Genomic DNA, 18751 nt, shown 5'->3' with positions numbered 1-18751 from the left:
TGTTTGGTTAGAAGAGGACCTTTAGAGCGAACTCGGTGTTGAATGGTTCTCCGGGGCCGATGGTGGGATTGCCGAGGTATGGTCCAAGGGTTGAGCCGATGGTTCCACCCTCGCCGGTCGAGGGGAATCCGACTGGAGCAAGGTTGGTGTGGTTGACGAGGTTGTACATGTTGGCCGTGAACTTGATCTGCACTCTCTCGGTGATTGCGGTAGTTTTTGAGGCGGCGAGGTCGAAGTCTTCGTAGCCCGGGTTAGAGTTCTGTCCGCGACGGGTGGGCGAGTAGGTTCCGGTTGCCGGATCGACGAAGGCGTTTGGATTAAACCACTGAACAGAGCCGCTGACGATGGAGTGGGAGACGTTGTTGGGGTTTGCGATGACCTGGACTGCGCGATCAGCACCTTCGCCGTTGCCGCTGACGTTCGAGCTGGCGACGACGGTGTAGGGTGTTCCGCCATGGAAGGAGAAGCCGGAGGTCAGCTCCCAGCCGTGGGTGAGGCGTTTGGGCCCGCGGAAGACGGGAACGGCGTAGCTGAAGTAGCCGGTGAAGGTGTTGCGGACGTCGTAGTCGGAGTTGCCGTATTCGGCCTTCTCGTTGGTCGGGTCCTGCGGGAGGTAGGGAAGGAGGCCGGTCTCATAGTCGAGCGCATGAGACCAGGTGTAGTTGAGCTGTGAGGTGAGGCCGTGCCAGTTCTGCACGCGGAGGGTGGACTGGAGGGAGTGGTAGATGGAGCCCAGGTTGCTTCGAGCTTCGTCGATGACCCCGAAGTTGGGGAACTGTGAGTTGTAGGGGCGGGTCTCCTGCTGGGTGTTGACGTTGCAGGAGCCGTCCGCGTTGGATTCACCGGGCGGGCAGGGAATGTAGGCGCTGCCGAGAGCGGCGGCGTTGATATCAAACATGCCCCACAGATGGGTGCCTTTGGAGCCTACGTAGCCGATCTGCATGATGACGGAGTTGGTGATGCTGTGCTGAATGTTGAGGTCCCAGATCTGGGTGTCGGAGGGTCTGAAGTGCTTGTCGAAGGTGGAGATGCTCTGGCTGCCAGGCGAGGGGTTCTGGCTGGCTTCGTTGATGGTGGGATAGATGTCAAGGCCCGGCTGGATGACCTGATTGAGTCCCTGAGCGTTGACGACCAAGTTGCTGCCTGCGGGATTGAGACCGGGGCCGAAGACGGAGATGTTCTGGATTCCGTTGTTCTGGAGGATGGCCTTTACATAGACCGAGTCGTAGTAGTAGCCATAGCCTCCGCGAAGAACGGTGTTGCCGGTGTCATCGAGTTGATAGGCGAAGCCAACGCGAGGGCTGACGCCACCCCAGAACTTGGGATAGATGTTGGAGACGGTCTGCCCGGCGACGGCGAGGCCGGAGGGTTGAGTGGGATCAAAGATGGAGAGGTTGGGGTAGTTGGAGTGGACAGGGCCTGCGTAGTCGTAGCGAACGCCGTAGTTGAAGTTGAACTTCTTGTTGACTTGCCAGCCGTCCTGCGCATAGACGGCCCAGGAGTTCCCGAAGACCTGCCGCTTCGGATTCCCGAGGATGATGCTGGATGCCGATGGGTTGATGCATCCTGCGAGGAAGTCTGCGAGGAACAGGACGTTCGATGGAGTTCCGTCGGGGGCTGCTACTCCCTGGTTCTTGGTTGCCAGAGCAGCGCATGGGGTTTGCGCGGCACCGTTAACGAAGTTTGCTGTGGTCCATGGCCCCTGGGAGCCATCGAAGTAGAGGGTCCCGCGCTGTCCGGTCTGGTAGAAGTCATCGACCTGGGCCTGGCGGAACTCGCCGCCGAAGTGAAGTTGATGAGCTCCTTTGGTCCAGGTGAGATCGTCATCGAGATGTCCAGTGATGTCGTTTCTTCCGGAAGGAGCGGTGACGCCGGTGGGGTCAAAGCCTGTGTTCCCAGCGGTGAGGCCCGAGCCGCTGCCGGTGGGGCCGATGATTAGGTGCGGTGCGCCTGGCAGAGCCGGATCTGTGACGCCGGTGTTGAGGCCGAGGCCGATCGGATCGAAGCCGGTATCAGAGTCGCTGAAGACCTGGTTGAAGTAGCTGACGCCTGCGGAGAGTTGGTTGGCCATCGAGTTGGAGATCACGCGGTTGTAGATGATGGAGTAGTTCTGAACGTGAATAGGCGCGTTCTCAAAGTAGGGGGTGAGGTCAGAGGAGGTTGGCGCGGTCTGGGTGCCTTGTGCGACGAACCAGCGGGCGGATATATGGTCCTTGTCAGAGAGTTTGTAGTCGAGTTTGATGAGGCCGTTGAAGCTATGTCCTGTGAGGTTTCCTGTGGCCTGGTAGTTCTCCGGCTGGGCTGGTCCAGTCAGAGCTTCCGTTGGCCAGAGACCAGCAAGAGTGCCGTTTCCGTTCAGGAGATTGGCGGCGACGGGGCTATGGGGGACGCCGTAATAGTCGAGTACGCTATATGCCTCGGTCTGGTAGGCGGCTGACGGTTCTGTGGCGTGGTTGAGAGCGCCGATAAGGAAGTTCTGGTGTTCTCCGGCGAGAAAGAAGAAGAACTTGTCGTGGATGATAGGCGCGCCTACGGAGAAGCCGTAGTCCTGAAGCCTTGATGCGGGCTTGACGTCGGAGAATGGGTTTTGGCGCTCGAAGAACTCGTTGTGGTTGAAGTAGTAGGCGGAGCCGTGGAGGGAGTTGGTTCCGGATTTGATGACGAGGTTTGCGGTGCCGCCGGGGTTGCGTCCAAGCGAGGTAGAACCGGTGGTGACGAAGTTGAAGCTCTCGATGGCGTCGATGGGGAAGATGACGCCGGCGATGGCGGAGACGCCGCCCTGGTTGACGGCTGGGATGTTCCACCAAAAGTCGTTGTTGTCGGTGCCTTCGATCTGCCAGTTGACAGAGTTGGTTCTGGTTCCGTTGACGCTGGAGACACCACCGCCGCCGCCGGTGTTGAGGCCGGCGAATCCGGTGGTCTGGGCGACGAGCTGGGTGAAGTCGCGACCGCTGTTGGGGATGTTCTGCACGACGACTTCAGGCAGTACGGTGGCCTGGACGTCGGAGGCGGTGTCGAGGGTGATTGCCGCTGCAGTTATTTCAACTGTCGAACTGGTGGAAGAGAGTGCCAGCTTCGCGGAGATGAGGTAACTGCTACCGGCTTCGATCTGGACCTTGTCGTATTTGGCGGTGGAGAAGCCCGTGAATGCGATGGTGACGGTGTAGCTGCTGATAGGAAGATTGGTGAAGCTGAATTCGCCGGCACTTGTGGATACGGTCGTGTAGGTCTGGTTGGTTGCGGTATCGATCGCAGTGACGGTTGCGTTGGCGATGGCGGCGCCGGTGTGGTCGGTAACGCTGCCATTGATCCCGCCGCGGTAGGTTTGAGCGTGCGCGAACGGCGTTGCAAGGATGGTGAGCAGAATGGCGGCGAGACTGTAGAGCACAGCCTGTAAGGGCGTTACCGAAAACCTACGCATAGAACCTCCGAAAAAAGACAAAGAATCTCCTTGATCGCTCTGGGCGATTTTTTTGAGGTCGATTTAAACAACAAGCCTGCGTCGCAGCGGAATGCTGCGAGTACGTCACTGTGTTCCAAGGGCCAAGCGGCTGCTAGAAGTGTGGCGAAAACGGCAAATTAAGAAAGAGTGAGCCAACCGTAAATGGCTTTCGCGAATATTGCAAGAATTTTTTTGAGATATCACGCAATGAGATTGGGTGGACTTGAGGGGTTCGGAGTGCGATTCAGCCAGGAGATTTGTAACTCCGAGAGGTCCGAACGAATCTCATCGTGTGCTGAAAGCTGGAGAACTGGCGGAACGATTTGGCCGCGGGCGCAGTGACCGCTACTCTGCGAGAATAAATTATGATTGTCATGTAAACGGAATATTCGTCGAACCGGCTTGTCGACTGAGGATGATGTTGCGAGGACCGCTGGCCGCAACAAAAAGAGGGAGTTACGTGACTTCGAAGACAAAGATGAGAGAACAGTTTCGCGTGGTCGTGACGGGCGTTGGATTAGTGAGCCCGGTGGGAATTGGAACTGAGGAGAGCTGGGTCGCGTTGTTGCGTGGGGATTCCGGCATCGACAGGATTTCGCTGTTTGATGCAGGGAAGTACAGCTGCCAATTTGCAGGAGAGGTGAAGGGATTCGCGCCTGAGAACTACGTCGATCGCAAGGATGTGAAGAAGATGGGACGCTTCATCCAGTTTGCGATGGCAGCGGCACAGTTCGCGATGGAGCAGTCGAAGCTGGATATGTCTGCGGAAGATGCGGAGCGCGTGGGGGTGTATGTAGGGAGCGGGATCGGCGCGTTCGAGGTGATCGAGCGCGAGCATACGAAGCTTGAGAGCAGCGGGCCGGATAGGATCTCGCCGTTCTTTATTACGGCGACAATCGCGAATCTGGCGGCCGGACAGATCTCGATACGTTATGGGGCGACGGGGCCGAATTTAACTTGTGCGACTGCGTGCACGACGGGTGCGCATGGAGTGGGCGAAGCGTTTCGGATTATTCAACGGGGCGATGCGGATGCGATGATCTGCGGAGGGAGCGAAGCAGCTGTTACTCCTCTGTCGGTGGGCGGGTTTAGCGCGATGCGGGCTCTGTCGACACGAAATGACGATCCTGCGCGGGCTTCGCGGCCCTGGGATCGCGGGCGCGACGGGTTTGTTGTGGGTGAGGGTGCAGGGGTTCTTGTCCTTGAGGAGAGAGAGCACGCGCTGAAGCGGGGAGCCACAATACTGGCGGAGATCGTGGGGTATGCGGCGAACTCGGATGCGTTTCATACGAATGCTCCGCCGGAGGATGGGCGTGGAGTTCGCCGGGTGATGCAGTTGGCGCTCAAAGATGCTGGTCTCGAGCCGAGTGCGATTCAGTATTTGAATGCGCATGCTACGTCTACTCCGCTGGGAGACAGGGCTGAGGCGAGGGCGATCGCGGAGACATTTGGCGATCACGCAAAGTGTCTTCTGGTGAGTTCGACGAAGTCGATGACGGGGCATCTGCTGGGTGGGGCGGGCAGCCTTGAGGCAGGGATTACGGTGTTGGCGTTGCGAGACCAGATCGCTCCGCCGACAACGAACATCGAAGATCTCGATGAGGTATGTCAGTTTGGATTGGTAAGGGATAAAGCGGCCAATGCTCCGATGGAGTATGCGATGTCGAACTCGTTCGGCTTTGGCGGGACGAATGCTTCGCTGATTTTTCGGGTGCATCATCCTGACGTGTGAGCTTATGCTCCGCCACGGCGAAGCTCCTTGGTCTTGAGGACGATGAGGTACTCGTAGAAGGCCTGCAGGGTGGCGTAGGTGAGGCCGGCGGCACCGTCGAGGATCGCGCCGCGAAGGAAGACCATGTAGAGCCACTTGATGAGAGGACGGCCGGGAAGGCGGTAGAAGATGGCCTTCTGGTGGAGGCGGCGGGTGTGGAAGTCAGGGTCGCGGAGGGCTGTGACGAGAGAAGGGTTTTGCAGGCCCTGGTTGCGGACGATCAACTCGGCTTCCATGGTTGAGTAGAGATTGTGCTTCTTGACCCAGCGGGCGATGCCTTTTGAGAAGGGGAAGTGATCGAGCGGATAGCTGAGCTCGGCGACGGGGCCGTCGATCTCGAGGACCTCGTTGATGGCCCGGGTGTAGCGGGCGCGTTCGGGTCGGACGAGACGGATATAGAAGGGCGAGATCTGGGCGTGCTGGAGCCAGGTGTCGAAGAGGAAGTCGCGGCGGCGTACGCGAAATGCTGCCGTCTGATCGGGGGCCGCGAGCGCGATTTGCTGCATCTCGCGGGATAGGTCCGGGGAGGGGCGCTCATCGGCGTCAGGGAGGAAGACCCAGGGGTGTTTGAAGGGGATGCTGGTGAGGGCAGCGTTGCGGTGGGTGGCGTAGTCGTCGAAGGTGCGGGTGTGGACATGGGCTCCGGCAGCTTTGGCGATCTCTACGGTGTTGTCGGTGGAGTGGGAATCGAAGACGTGAATGTCGTCGGACCAGGAGACAGAGGCGAGGCAGTCGGGGAGATCGCGCTGCTCGTTGCGGGTGAGGATGAGAACGGAGATCATCTATCGGGTATGGTATCGCGACGATCTCCGGTTACGGCTAGAAGCGGATGACGAGCCCGGTGGTGAGGCTTTGCGGATGACGGGTGACGCCTTGTTGGGAGATACCGGCGGGGCTGTAGCTGTAGTCAGCGATGCGCCAGTCGAGGTGGGGGAGGATGGTTGTGTCGACGCCGCCTACCAAGCGGTAGTTCGCGCTGGTGGTGTCTTTGGCGCCGTTGTTTGTGCTGCTGTAGGAGGAGAATCCGCCGAGAACCTCTACATAGGGTTTGAGGGGGAAGAGAGGAAGCTGAAGGGCTACACGTGGGCCGAAGAGACCACTGTTGATGTTGTCGGAGAGATCTCCGCGGGCATCGACGGAGATCCTGATGGGCCCGGCCTTGAAGAGTCCGTAGTAGAGGCCGAAGGTTCCGGCGGTCGTCCAGCCTTCGTTTGCGACTTCGGTCTTCTCGCCGCCCACCGTTCCGTAGATCGCGAGTTTTGCCTGCGCGTGGAGGCTTAAAGTGAGAGCTGTGGATAGAGCGATGGGGAGGAATAGCTTTCTGCAGTTCATAATTAAGGGTATCCGTAAGTCTTGAGGCTGCACAAGTAACGGACTTTGGTCGAGATTTTTGTAGTAGGCGGCAGGAGCGAAAACTACGAAGAGAATGAGGGGGCGGCGTCCGTTCGTAGTTGCTGATTTGCTGGTATGATCGGCGGCGGTGGGGTGAAGGACCATGCCGAATTTGCCTTGTGAAGAAGGCGCGATCCGTAGTGTGGCCCACGCGCCAGACCAGACACGTAGAGGGAGGTGGGTTCTCGCCGCTACGATTCTAGGGTCAAGCATGGTGTTTATAGATGGGACGGCGGTGAACGTCGCGCTGTCGGCGTTGCAGCGTGCTCTAAATGCTACGGTGACTGATGTGCAGTGGGTGGTGGAGTCGTATGCGCTGTTTTTGGCGGCGCTGCTGCTCGTGGGGGGATCGCTAGGCGATCTTTATGGGCGTCGGAAGATTTTTATCATTGGGGTGGCGATATTTGCAGCGGCTTCGGCGTGGTGTGGATTTGCTTCTGACATACGTGCGTTGATCGTGGCTCGCGGTCTGCAGGGTGTGGGTGGGGCATTGCTTGTGCCGGGAAGCCTGGCGTTGATCAGCTCGTCTTTCTGCGAGGAGGAGCGTGGGCGAGCCATAGGGACGTGGTCTGGGTTTACGGCGATAACGATGGCGCTGGGGCCGGTGCTGGGTGGGTGGTTGATCGATCAGCTCTCGTGGCGATGGGCGTTCTTTATCAACCTGCCGCTGGCCGGTCTAGTGGTATTGATTTCCTTGGCGCGAGTGCCGGAGAGTCGCGACGAGAAGATGGTTCAGAAGCTGGATGGTTGGGGTGCGGTGCTGGCTACCGTGGGACTGTGTGGGATTATATTTGGCCTTATCGAGGCTGGGCGTGGTGGATGGCGGGCGCTCGTTGCTGGTGTCGTTGGGGTGGTGGCGCTTGCGTTGTTCTTTGTGGTGGAGTCGCGATCTGAGGCCCCGATGTTGCCGCTGGGGCTGTTTCGGTCGCGGACGTTCAGCGGTGCGAATCTGATGACTTTGTTTCTGTATGGTGCGCTGAGTGGGGTGCTTTTCTTTCTGCCGTTGAATTTGATACAGGTTCAGCACTACTCGGCTACGGAGGCTGGCGGGGCATTGCTTCCGCTTATTTTGCTGGTCTTTTTGTTGTCGCGGTGGTCGGGTGGGTTGGTTGCGAAGTATGGTGCCAGGCTGCCGCTTATTGTTGGGCCGTTGATTGCTGGGGTGGGGTTTGGCTTGCTTGGCCGGGGTGGAGTCGGTGGTTCTTATTGGGTTACGGTGTTTCCAGCTGTGATTGTGCTGGGGTTGGGGATGGCGGTAAGTGTTGCGCCGCTGACGACGACGGTGATGAATTCGATCGATCAGAGCCGGGCGGGTGTGGCCTCGGGGATCAACAATGCGGTGTCGCGCGTGGCAGGATTGCTGTCGATTGCGGCGATGGGGCTGGTGTTTTCGACTGTGTTTTATGGACGGCTTGAGCGGGGGCTGGACGGGTTGGGACTGTCGGCGGCGGAGCGTCAGGGGGTGGAGTCTCAGAGGGCGAAGCTGGCTGCTGCGCGGAGCGAGGATGTACGGGTGCAGCGGCTGATCGGCGAGTCGTTTGTTGGGGCTTATGGGGTGGTGTTGTGGATTGCGGTGGGACTTTCGGTGGCGAGTTCGTTGAGTGCGGCGGCATTGATTGAGTCGAAACCGAAGCCGCAGTCAGCTGTGTGACTTTTCTGCTGGCGCGTTGGTGCGGTCGGACTACTCGGCGGGGCGGATGGCCAGGACGGCGTTCAGGCCTCCGAAGGCGAGGGAGTTTGAGAGCGCGATTCTGGGGGTGACGGCGCGGGGGGAGCCCAGGATGATGTCCAATTTAATGGCGGGGTCGATTTCGGTGACGCCGGCGTTGGCTGGGAGGCGGTTTTCTTCCAGGGCGAGGACGGTGGCGAGGGCTTCGAGTGCGCCGCTGGCTCCGATGGAGTGACCGTGGAGCGATTTGGTGGAGCTGACGGGGATCTTCGCGGCGTTGGGACCGAAGACTTGATAGATGGCGGCGGCTTCGGTGGTGTCGTTGACCTGGGTGCCGGTGCCGTGGGCGCTGATGTAGCCGACCTCGTCGGGCGAGGCGTTGGCGTCGCGGAGTGCGTTGCGCATGGCGGCGGCTGCGCCGTCGGGGTGGGGCTGGGTGACGTGGCTGGCGTCGGCGGTGCTACCGGTGCCGACGATTTCGGCGTAGATGTGGGCGTTGCGCGCGCGAGCGGAGTCGAGGGTTTCGAGGGTAAACATGGCGGCGCCTTCGCCGAGGGTCATGCCGTCGCGGTCGGCGGAGAAGGGGCGGCATTGGGTGGGGGAGACGACGCGCATGGAGTCCCAGGCGCGGAGGAAGCCGAAGGTGAGGGGGGCTTCGTGGCCTCCGGTGATGGCGGCGTCGATCATGCCGGCGCGGATCATCTGGAAGGCGAGGCCGATGGCGTGGGCTCCGGAGGCGCAGGCGGTGGAGATGTTGAGGGAGGGGCCGGTGATCTTCTGGTCGATGGAGATGTTGCTGGCGCCGGCGGAGGCCATGGTACGGACGACGGTGAGGGGATGGACGCGGGCGTCACGGGTGTAGAGCTTGTTGGTCTCGGTCTCTTCGGCCTGGCGTCCACCGCAGGCGCAGCCTACGACGATGGCGATCCGGTCTGGTGCGTAGTGGTTGGTTAGCTGGGACTCTGCGACGGCCTGGCGGGCGGCTACGACGGCGAAGTGCACGGTGCGGTCGGTGGCGGTGATGACGCCTGAGTCGAGGTGCTGGGTCGCGTCGAAGTTTTTGACGGCGGCGGTCTGGGTGAAGCGGAGGCCCTGGGTCTTGTCGTGAGCTTCGCGGGCCGGGGCTTCGGGGTAGGGCGGGAAGGGGGCGATGCCGGTCGCTCCGGCGAAGAGGGAGGTGCGGAAGTCCGCTACGGTGTTGCCGATGGGGGTGATGCATCCGAGACCGGTGACTACGACACGATTCACTTCTTCTCCTGTGGTGCTCTGGTGATTGTAGATTCTCTCGGAGGACTAGCTTACCCTCCCCCCTCCCCCCCTGGGGGTATTTTGTGGCTAAAGTACTTGTTTTGATGAGTTTGCGGGTGGTGGGTGTCTGTAAAATATTGCATCCAAAGGGGTTGGCTGCAAAATATTCCATCGAAAGGGGTTAGGGGTCTGAAAAAGTAAAGCCCCTGTGGGTGGCAGGGGCTTTTTGGTGGTCTTGTTTCTATTATAGCTGGGTGAGTGTAACTGATACGCAATGCGTTTGTGCTGGATTGGCGCGGGGATTTGACGGTTGGGGGCTTGACAGAAGTTGGAGAGGGCAGCGGATGAGAACTTTAAATAGAAGCGATCCGTATCTTCTTCGAAATAATTCACTTCAGATCGGACCTCAATGACAAATCGGCTTCGTTCGTTCTTTCGAGTCTCTTCTTGGATAACTTGTACCTCAGTTTTGCTTTGCGGAGCCAAGGGGGCGCTCTCGCAGAAGCCGGGCACGAATGTGGAGTTGCATGCGAACTCACACATTACAGCGAGGGATATCGGTTTGCCTGCGTATCCGGGAGCGACTCTGCTGAAGGACGACGATAACAGTTCGTCGGTGGATCTTGGGGTGACCTTCGGCGACTTCCACTTCAAGATGATGGTTGCGAACTATTTGACGGGACACTCTCCGACAGAGGTTCTAGCGTTTTATCGCAAATCGCTGTCGCATTACGGGGAGGTGCTGGAGTGCGATCATGGCAAACCAGTTGGCTCTGTGACTGCAACGCGCAGCGGGCTGACGTGTGCGGACGACGAGGGCGGACATGTGCAGGTAAATGACAGCAAAGACTCCTCCAACGGTCACGAACTTCGTGCGGGATCTCCGCTTCGATATCGGCTGGTTGGGATAGATAAGCCGAAGGACGGTGCAACTCATTTCGGGCTTGTGTATCTTGAGTTGCCGAAGGACAGTGACGAAAAACAAAAGTAGGCGGAGTGGTTTTCAAAGCGCGGCTTCGTACGTGATGGGAAGACGTGTGGCTGGCACTGGGATATTCGCAGATTGGTAGTCGCAGATGAGGAGGGTCAGGTCGTCGGTCCGGGCGCTGGAGGACCATTGTTCGAGGGAGGAGATGATCCGGTCGGCTGAGTCTTCGGCGTTGAGGTGGGCGGCGTCTTTGAGGAGGGTGTGGAGACGGGTCGATCCGAACTCTTCGCCCTGGGGGTTGGTGGCTTCGAGGATGCCGTCGGTGTAGAGGAGGAGTCGGTCGCCAGCTTGAAGGGGGTATTCGGCTGTGGTGTAGGTTGCGAAGGAGAAAGCTGCGAGCATGAGGCCGTTTTCGGTGAGTTCGGTGATGTCTCCGGCGCGGAACAACATCATGGGTGGATGAGCGGCGGCGGAGTAGCGCAGGGTGGAGGATGCGGCATCGAGGTAGACGTAGGCGGCGGTGACGAACTGATCCTGCGTGTTGCCGCAGAGGACGGAGTTCATTCCGGAGAGGAGCAGGGCGGGGTCGGCGGCGTTGGTTCGCTGGGAGGTGGCGGCGAGTTTGACCATGGAGGCGATGAGCGCGGCGGGGACGCCGTGGCCGGAGACGTCCGCGATGAGGAGGCCGGCTTCGGTTTCGCTGCTGATGAGGAAGTCGTAGAAGTCTCCGGCTACGGCGGTCATTGGGACGTAGCGCGCGGCTACGTGGAAGTGGGCGGATTGAGGGTAGGGTGACGGGAGGATCGAGGTCTGGATGCGGCGGGCGATCTCGAGTTCTTTTTGGAGAGCGTTGAATTGCTGATCGCGATGGAGGCTGCGTCTTGCGGCGACGTAGCCCAGGGCTGCGAGGAAGAAGGCAAAACCGATGGGCTCTTTTTGCGGGAAGCGTCGGAAGATTCCCGCGATGTTGTCGAATAGAGCAAATGCAACGAAGACCATGATGCCTACCCTGACGATGGTGAAGTCTTTGTCGACTTGCTTGCGTCGGATCGATTCAATGGTCAGGGCGGCGAGCATGATGATTATGATCGCGTTGTTGATGTAGACGAAGACCAGCGAGTTGCCGAACCAGAGGTTTCCTATGGTGATGCAGAGAAACGGAAGCGTAAGGGCGATAGCAATTTTACGTCCGCGGAGACCCAGGAATCCGGCCTCTGCGAAGTAGAAGAAGGCGGGGATGGGGACCAGATAATTTGCGGCCCTTGGCAAACGATTGAAGAAAGCTGTGTTTGGCAGGAGCAGGGCAAAGAATCCTCCGCTGAGCCAAAGGCGCGTTCCGTAGAAGATTGCGAAGAGGGCGAGCCAGAACAGTACTGCGTCAAACTTGCGACTGAGGAAGGCGAATGCCATGGAGACAAGCCCGAGGGAGGTGAAGGCTGCGCCGAGGAAGAGGTAGAGTTCGTCGTGTTGAAAGGTCCGTAGGACCTGACCGGCGGTTAGTTGGGGGTCGCCTACGTACATACGAGCGAATGATACACGGGTGGGTCGGGACCAAACGACACTGGGTGTTGATGCGGTTGAAGAATATGGCAACCGCAGACCCCTTCGGGAATGACAACAAGAGAGGCAAAGACAAGCGCAAAAGCAAAAATGCGGGGGTCTGTTCGCTGCGCTGTTCACGGTGAGACTGGGAACAGCAACGGTCGGGATGACGACTCTTTTGTTGTTTGGAAGGGCGATGAGGCTGCGCGACTTCGGTCGAGAAGACGGCGCTTTTTGGCGCAGTTGAGGGATTTGCTAGTGGGTGGTGATGGTGGAGGGGGTGGTGGCTGTGAGCTTTGCTACGCCTTGGACCATGTCGCCTACGGTGCGGAGAGTGCTGAGGGCTTCGTCGGGAATCTCGATGTTGAAGGCTTCCTCGACCTCGAAGGAGATGTTGATCTTGTCGAGGGAGTCGATGTTGAGCTCGTCGAAGGTGCTGGCCAGGGAGATGGTGTCCGCAGGAATGCTCTTTGATTTGGCGATGATGTCGATGCAGCGTGTGGCGATGTCGTTCATGTTGCTCCGGCGTCCTGGGATAGCCCCAACTTACAGGGATGCAAGGGCCGCTGTAAAGGTTATGGGGGCCACCCTGATTAACTTTAGCTTGTCAGCAGGTGTAATCCGGTTGCAAGGCGTTCGTCAATACGCCAAAAGGGCAGTGCCGATGACCGATGTGGAGATGGAGGAGATATTCGAGGAGGATGGGATGGCGTTGAAAGGAGCTGAGGGTGAGGGTGCGGAGGTGAGGGAAGCTGTCGAGGAGGAGCAGACCGTGGGACATGATGCGGGCGGGACGCTGGATGGTGCGGTGAGCGCGCTGGTAGAGGGCGAGGTCTTCGGTGTTGAGAGAGTTGGCGAGGGCGACGGCTTGACGGAAGCAGAGGCCGAGACCGGAGCCGGTGATGGCGTCGACTGATCCGGAGGCGTCGCCGATGAGGGCAATGGTGTTTGATGTGATGCGATGGAGAGAGCGGTCGAGTGTGATGGATCCGCGAGGGGCGCCGCTGGGGGTTGCTGAGGCTAGCTGGCGTTGCAGGGCGGGGAAGTGGGCGAGGGCGTGGTTGACGGTGGGGAATTTTTTGTTTGAGACGAAGGCGACGCAGATCTCGTTGGCGGAGGTTGGAGTGACGTAGGCCTGGCCGTGATTGCTCCAATAGACTTCGACGAAGTTGGTCCACGGGGCGATGGAGTAGTGCTGGCGGAGGCCGATGCGACGGGAGTAGATGGTGGCTTTGGCGAGGCCGGCCCACGTGGCGATGCGGGAGTGGTGGCCGTCGGCGCCGATGAGGTAGCGGGCGCGGAGGGTTTGACGATTTGTGCGGAGGAGATGACCGGTGGTGGTTGGCTCGATGCCTTGGACGGAGTTCTCCCAGTGGAAGCGAACGCCGAGAGCGAGAGCGCGGTCGAGTAGAAGCTGATGGAGGGCGATGCGGCGGATGCCTCGGCCGGGGCTTGCGGGGAAGGTGGCTTCGGCAGAGGTGGCCGCTTGCTCGTTGTGGAAGCGGATGCCGCGGAGGAGATGGCTTTCGACTTTGCGGAGATCGCGATTGAGATTGAAGCCAAGGCCCGCGAGGGAACGCATGGCGTCGGGCATGAGGCCTTCACCGCAGGCCTTGTCGATGGGGGGCTGCATGGCGTCGATGACTTCGACGTGGAGGCCCTTGTTTGCGGAGGCGATGGCGGCAGCGAGGCCAGCGGGGCCAGCTCCTACGATGAGGACATCCGGTTGTGTCGTTGGAGTGTGAAACGGCATGGAATAGCGGGGGCCCTCTGTGGATAGGACGTCGCCGGGATAAGGAAGATACAGGGCTTACAAGCAAATGACGAGACTGAGACGAGAGTTTGACGGAAGGTGTTTGGTGGGAGCGCGCCTTCAGTTGCGGCATAGACGCTTTGAGTTGCTGCATAGAAAGGAAGACGGCTGAATCCTGGGGGGATTCAGCCGTGGGTTTTGAAGATGAGGTTTTAGTTGGCTGCTACCACTGCAGGAGAACGAGTTCCGAACAGAAGGCGGGCCCCATCGCTGCGAGGATGCTGTAGGTGCCGGGCTTGCCGGGGGCGTTGACGAGGACGTCTTCGAGGACAGCGAGGACAGAGGCGGCAGAGAGATTGCCAACCTCGCGAAGGCTGCGCCAGGATGGCTCGAGGGCGTTGTCGGGGAGGTTGAGCGTGTTCTCCATCGCTTCGAGGACCTTGGGGCCGCCAGAGTGGAAGATGTAGCTGGAGATGTCGCTGAGAGAGAGGCCGTTGTCGGTGAGGAAAGACTCGACGTTGCCACGGAGATGTTCGTTGACGACCTTGGGGACGTCGGGGGAGAGGACGATCTTGAAGCCCATGTCTCCGATGTCCCAGCCCATGATGTGCTCAGTGTGCCGGTAGAAGGTGGAGCGGGTGTCGAGGATTTTGGGGCCGGAGATGCAGGTGGCGCAGGTGCGCTTGGCGAGCGCGGTGTCGCTGCCGGCGATGACGACGGCAGCGGCGCCGTCGCCGAAGAGGCCGCAGGAGATGAGGTTGGCGATGGACTGGTCGTTGTCCTGCCAGGTGAGGGAGCAGAGCTCGACGGAGAGGAGCAGAGCGTATTGGTTGGGGAAGGCGCGAACGTAGTCGGAGGCGCGGGAGATGCCGGCGGCACCGGCGACGCAGCCGAGGCCGAAGATGGGCGTGCGCTTGATGCTGGTGGGGAAGGGCATGCGGTTGATGAGGCGCGCGTCGATGGTGGGGCTGGCGATGCCGGTGACCGAGGCGAAGAAGATGGCGGAGATGTCGGCTGGGGTGAGGCCTACGCGGGCGAGGGCGGTGTCGATGGCTTTTTCGCCGAGTTCGACGGCGGCTACGATCCAGGCGTCGTTGGTGGGGCCGAAGCCGGAGAGATTCTCATAGACGTCGAGGGGGAAGACGAGGTTGCGGAAGTCGACCCCGCAGTTGACGAAGAGCCGGTTGATGAGGCGAGGCTCTTCCATGCGATCCTGCCAGCGCGCCGTGAGTGCTTCTGAGATTTGTGCCTGGGAGTAGCGATGAGGTGGATAGGCAGTGCCGACGGATGCAATACGCATGCTTGTGAGGACCCTTTGTGGTGACTTTCTAAATCGAAATGCAGTGGCAATGGTACGCCATTAAAGTTGCACGCCTGAGATGGTTTCATGAGGCGTGGGTTTGTCCGATGGGTTAAAGGTACACGCTGAGTGAGATTCAGTGTTGAATTTCATGGGCGAATGGCGCGGCGGCTAGTGGAGGCGGGCGATCTGACGCTGGTAGAGGGTGTTCTTGGGGAACTCCTGGGAGAGGCCGATGAGGATCTGTTTGCCGGATTGGGTGCGGCCGTCGCGAAGCTCTCCGACTGCCAGCATGAGGCGGGCGAAGGGGGCGAGGTAGTGGCCCTGCTCGGCTGTGAGTTTGAGCAGGCGCACGCCCTCTGCCTTGTTGGTGCCGGCGCCGGCCATGCCGAGGAACCAACGGATGGGCGCGGCCTTGAGGCTGAGCATGTAGTTCTCGATGCCTACGGCCAGGTTGGCGTCGTAGAGGGTGGGGTTGATGGCAAGGGCCTGCTTGGCGTATTTGCTGGCGAGCTCGCTGTATTTGAAGGCGCCGTACTCGTGGCGGTCGATGAGCGAGGCCCAGTCGGCCTGCATGCCGGAGGTGACGGCTTTGCAGTAGAGCGCGTTGGAGTCATTGGGATTGCGCTGGAGGGCTGCGTCGGCGAGGCGATTGGATTGATCGATGCGATCGTTGAAGCCCTTCTTGAGAGCCGGGTCGACGGGGGGGCGGCTTCGGGACTCGAAGCGGTTGTCGTCGGCGAAGAGTTCGATATCGAGCACGCCGAGGAGGTTGAACTCCGTGAAGATGTAGGCGGCGGCGTCGGAGGCGGAGCCGAGGCAGTCCTCGGGGTGGGCCGTCATCCATTGACCGAAGTGCGCGTGGGCGGCGTCGAAGTCAAGGTTATAGAGGGCGTAGTAGCCATCGTTCAGCGGGGTTCCGGTAAGGGGCGCGCTGAAGGCGAAGACAGAACCTGTGAGGAGAAACAAGAGAAGACTTCCGGAGAGCGCGATGCGCCGGGCGATTCTGGCCAAGGACGGAGCGGGTGCTGCTGCCGGAGATGGAACATGCATTCTTTTCTTTTACCTCATGGGCCCGAAACATCGTCTTTTGATTTGGTGGTTTTGCGCAAGGAGTTTTTCCGGCGCGAGGGATGCCAAGCCTGCTTCCATGACTGAGATGCAAAAGCGAGACCGTGGAACGGGAGGCAAATGTCGGAGAACTTGAGGCATGACCGCGTGGGAAATGAGGAAATTTTGACTCAAAAAGTGGCAAACATTTTCACTTTGGCAGCTTCATTATGCAATAGTTTGCGGTTCATGTTTAATTTTCGCTCCTAAGTTATTGATAGGGAATGAGATTCATTTGGGTCAAAAGCTGCATAGGTAGTTGCATGATCGCCTTTCCTGACTCGCCACAGAGAGACTGCCCTGACGACCGGGCAAAGACGGGCGCGCATGTACGAGACCGTGGCAAACCACGGTTCAGGAGTAACCGCCTTTACGCGGAATCCAGGAGGCCCTTGTGAAGCTGTTTTCAAAACTTTCTGCCTTAGGAGCGGTGTTCGTGGCGGCAACCACGTTCGCTTCTGCTGACACACTTTTTCTGGCCAGCTATGGCCAGGATGCAGGTAATGGAGGCAACAACAACTCGGCGTTGGCGGTAATTGCGCCACCAAGCTATGCGTACAACAATGGACTGCCGGACTTTACGGCTCCGGTAAGCCCCTACGGAACGCTGTATCTTCCGGTCACAAACAGTTCGGTTTGGAGTTTGCCGATCGGCAATTCGAGCTGGGTCTCTTACAACACGACCGGTCCCGAATCAAATCCATTCGTCAATACTCCGAATGGCAACTACTTTTTTACCAGCACGTTTGATATCGACACCAAAGATCCATCGATTTACAACGGTTCTCTGTCAGTCCTCGCGGACGATACCGTGGCAGTGTTTCTGAACGGCCAGTTATTGAATACACCGACGGGGACGGCTTACCCCCATTGTTCCAATGGGACGCCAACCTGCACGGGCGACGGCACGCTCATCTACCTTCCTTCGAATGACTTTGTTGATGGTACGAATACTTTGACGTTCCAGGTTGTTCAGGCTAATAAGTCAGATTTCGGGCTCGACTTCTATGGGTCGGTCTCGACGGTCCCTGAACCAGGGTCACTGCTGCTGCTGGGAACCGGCCTGATGGGTTGTGCCGGTACCCTTATGCGCAGGATGCGCGCGTAGGTTCGATTTGCTTTGTGGGTAGCAGACTGGACACCAGCAAATCGCCCACTGGAAAACAATTGAAGTGCAGATTCGACGGCTGCCGGACCCTCCGGCGGCCGCCGTTTTGTCATGGCTCGTTTGTTATGACTTGAGAGCGACCACTTCCTTTTTCTGTTTTTCTTCGAGGTACCAGGCGACGGTCTTCTTCAGGCCTTCGTGGAAGTGGGCCCTGGGTTGGTAGGAGAGCTCCTGGGTGGCACGTGTGATGTCGGCGAGGGAGTGCTGAATGTCGCCTGCTCTTGGGGGGCCGTAGTGGGGCTTGGCCGTGAAGCCGAGCTGGCCGGCGATGGCGGCGTAGACCTCGTTGAGAGTATGGCTCTTTCCGGTGCCGACGTTGAAGACGCGGCCGGTGGCCACTTCGCTGGGCGCGAGGCAGGCGAGGAGGTTGGCGCTGACGGCGTTGTCGATGTAGTTGAAGTCGCGGCTGGTGAGGCCGTCGCCGAAGATGGTCGGGGTGATGCCTTCCATCATTTTGAAGGTGAACTGAGCGATGACGCCGGAGTAGGGCGAGTCGGCTGCCTGACGCGGGCCGAAGATGTTGAAGTAGCGCAGGCAGACGCCTTCGAGGCCGTAGGCGCGATAGAAAGATTGGATGTAGTACTCGCAGGTGAGCTTCTGGACGGCGTAGGGCGAGAGCGGCCGTGGGAGCATGTCTTCCTGCTTGGGTTGAGTGGGCTGGTCGCCGTAGGCAGACGACGAGGCCGCGTAGACGATGCGGCGAACCTTGGCGTCGCGCGCTGCGATGAGGAGGTTCAGGGTGCCGTTGATATTGGATTCGTGCGAGGTGAGGGGATCTTTGACGGAGCGTGGGACCGAGGCGAGGGCCCCCTGATGGAGGATGTAGTCGATGCCTTCGCAGGCGGATTTCATGCCGGCTGCGTCCTGGAGGTCCATCTCCTGGAAGTCGATGGAGCGGCGAATGTCGGCCAGGTTGTCGAGATCTCCGGTGGAGAGATTGTCGATGCCGCGTACGTCGTGTCCCTGTTTGACGAGTTCGTGGGCCAGTGACGAGCCGATGAAACCTGCGATTCCGGTGATGAGATAACGGGCCATCTTTCCTCCGCCCAGACGTAACGTGCTGGGATCTTCAAAAATGTGTCGCGCTGGGAGCTTCCTTTATTATCAGGGTTCGCGGGATGAAAGTGAGTGCAGGTCGCGGATTGGACACATGATTTAAGTTTGGCGACCGGGAGGATTCAAGTCAATGCGACTTTTGTGCGACGGAGACGACGGAGGGGGACTGATTGATTTGCAGGGAGATCGAATAGAAAGAGAGTAGCGTCTTCTTGAAGCCTCTTTTTCAAAGGGTATGCCGTATTGTTCCACGCGGTTTGAGTTGCCGAAGAGGATGGAGTTGGCAGACAGAATAATTTCTCGGGAATTCGATCGTTTTTGTCGAGTTTCGGAAGATGGAAGCACAGAAGGGTGGATGCGATAATCGAGACT

The 18751-nt window shown here is 59.3% G+C and carries 14 protein-coding genes; 4 read left to right on the top strand and 10 right to left on the bottom strand.

Annotated features, from left to right (window positions below; translation table 11 throughout):
- Positions 1-7: 7 nt before the first annotated feature.
- Entirely contained in the window at positions 8-3421 is a 3414-nt protein-coding gene (locus tag RBB76_RS05045; RefSeq protein WP_429628499.1) for a TonB-dependent receptor domain-containing protein, read from the bottom strand.
- 499 nt (positions 3422-3920) lie between these two features.
- On the opposite strand from RBB76_RS05045, the gene fabF reads away from it, so the two are divergent.
- A complete protein-coding gene (fabF, locus tag RBB76_RS05040) occupies positions 3921-5174 on the top strand; it encodes a beta-ketoacyl-ACP synthase II (protein ID WP_429628500.1) in 1254 nt (417 codons plus the stop codon).
- Positions 5175-5176: 2 nt separating this feature from the next.
- On the opposite strand, the gene RBB76_RS05035 is transcribed toward fabF, so the two are convergent.
- Together RBB76_RS05035 and RBB76_RS05030 are read right to left on the bottom strand one after the other, a co-directional pair.
- Positions 5177-5995, bottom strand: coding sequence for a glycosyltransferase family 2 protein (locus tag RBB76_RS05035; RefSeq protein ID WP_429628501.1), 819 nt, complete (start codon positions 5993-5995; stop codon positions 5177-5179).
- Positions 5996-6032: 37 nt separating this feature from the next.
- Positions 6033-6545, bottom strand: coding sequence for a hypothetical protein (locus RBB76_RS05030; protein WP_429628502.1), 513 nt, complete (start codon positions 6543-6545; stop codon positions 6033-6035).
- A gap of 163 nt (positions 6546-6708) precedes the next feature.
- On the opposite strand from RBB76_RS05030, the gene RBB76_RS05025 reads away from it, so the two are divergent.
- Positions 6709-8256 carry an MFS transporter gene (locus tag RBB76_RS05025; protein ID WP_429628503.1) on the top strand — a complete coding sequence of 516 codons (1548 nt, stop codon included), beginning with the start codon at positions 6709-6711 and terminating at the stop codon, positions 8254-8256.
- A gap of 30 nt (positions 8257-8286) precedes the next feature.
- On the opposite strand, the gene RBB76_RS05020 is transcribed toward RBB76_RS05025, so the two are convergent.
- A complete protein-coding gene (locus tag RBB76_RS05020; protein ID WP_429628504.1) occupies positions 8287-9522 on the bottom strand; it encodes a beta-ketoacyl-[acyl-carrier-protein] synthase family protein in 1236 nt (411 codons plus the stop codon).
- A 409-nt stretch (positions 9523-9931) separates the two neighbouring features.
- Between RBB76_RS05020 and RBB76_RS05015 the strand changes: the two genes are divergently transcribed.
- Positions 9932-10513 carry a hypothetical protein gene (locus RBB76_RS05015; RefSeq protein WP_429628505.1) on the top strand — a complete coding sequence of 194 codons (582 nt, stop codon included), beginning with the start codon at positions 9932-9934 and terminating at the stop codon, positions 10511-10513.
- Positions 10514-10525: 12 nt separating this feature from the next.
- On the opposite strand, the gene RBB76_RS05010 is transcribed toward RBB76_RS05015, so the two are convergent.
- The 5 genes from RBB76_RS05010 to RBB76_RS04990 all read right to left on the bottom strand — a co-directional run bounded on the left by RBB76_RS05010 (position 10526) and on the right by RBB76_RS04990 (position 16098).
- On the bottom strand, positions 10526-11971 hold the full coding sequence (locus tag RBB76_RS05010; RefSeq protein WP_429628506.1) for a PP2C family protein-serine/threonine phosphatase: 1446 nt from the start codon (positions 11969-11971) through the stop codon (positions 10526-10528).
- A gap of 276 nt (positions 11972-12247) precedes the next feature.
- Positions 12248-12508 (bottom strand): acyl carrier protein, encoded by a 261-nt coding sequence (locus RBB76_RS05005; RefSeq protein WP_429628507.1) that lies wholly within the window; start codon positions 12506-12508, stop codon positions 12248-12250.
- A 91-nt stretch (positions 12509-12599) separates the two neighbouring features.
- Positions 12600-13745 carry an NAD(P)/FAD-dependent oxidoreductase gene (locus RBB76_RS05000; RefSeq protein WP_429628508.1) on the bottom strand — a complete coding sequence of 382 codons (1146 nt, stop codon included), beginning with the start codon at positions 13743-13745 and terminating at the stop codon, positions 12600-12602.
- A 223-nt stretch (positions 13746-13968) separates the two neighbouring features.
- On the bottom strand, positions 13969-15045 hold the full coding sequence (locus RBB76_RS04995; RefSeq protein ID WP_429628509.1) for a type III polyketide synthase: 1077 nt from the start codon (positions 15043-15045) through the stop codon (positions 13969-13971).
- Between the two features lie 171 nt (positions 15046-15216).
- Complete coding sequence (locus RBB76_RS04990) at positions 15217-16098, bottom strand: hypothetical protein (protein ID WP_429628510.1); 882 nt, start codon at positions 16096-16098, stop codon at positions 15217-15219.
- Positions 16099-16549: 451 nt separating this feature from the next.
- Between RBB76_RS04990 and RBB76_RS04985 the strand changes: the two genes are divergently transcribed.
- Positions 16550-17263 (top strand): PEP-CTERM sorting domain-containing protein, encoded by a 714-nt coding sequence (locus RBB76_RS04985; RefSeq protein ID WP_429628511.1) that lies wholly within the window; start codon positions 16550-16552, stop codon positions 17261-17263.
- A gap of 123 nt (positions 17264-17386) precedes the next feature.
- On the opposite strand, the gene RBB76_RS04980 is transcribed toward RBB76_RS04985, so the two are convergent.
- Positions 17387-18358: an SDR family oxidoreductase gene (locus RBB76_RS04980; protein WP_429628512.1), complete on the bottom strand. Its 972-nt coding sequence runs from the start codon at positions 18356-18358 to the stop codon at positions 17387-17389.
- Positions 18359-18751: the final 393 nt, after the last annotated feature.

It is taken from the genome of Tunturiibacter psychrotolerans (genome assembly GCF_051013365.1).
Lineage (GTDB): Bacteria > Acidobacteriota > Terriglobia > Terriglobales > Acidobacteriaceae > Edaphobacter > Edaphobacter psychrotolerans_A.
The sequence above is the reverse complement of the archived record's forward strand: the minus strand, read 5'-3'. Positions and strand labels throughout refer to the sequence as shown.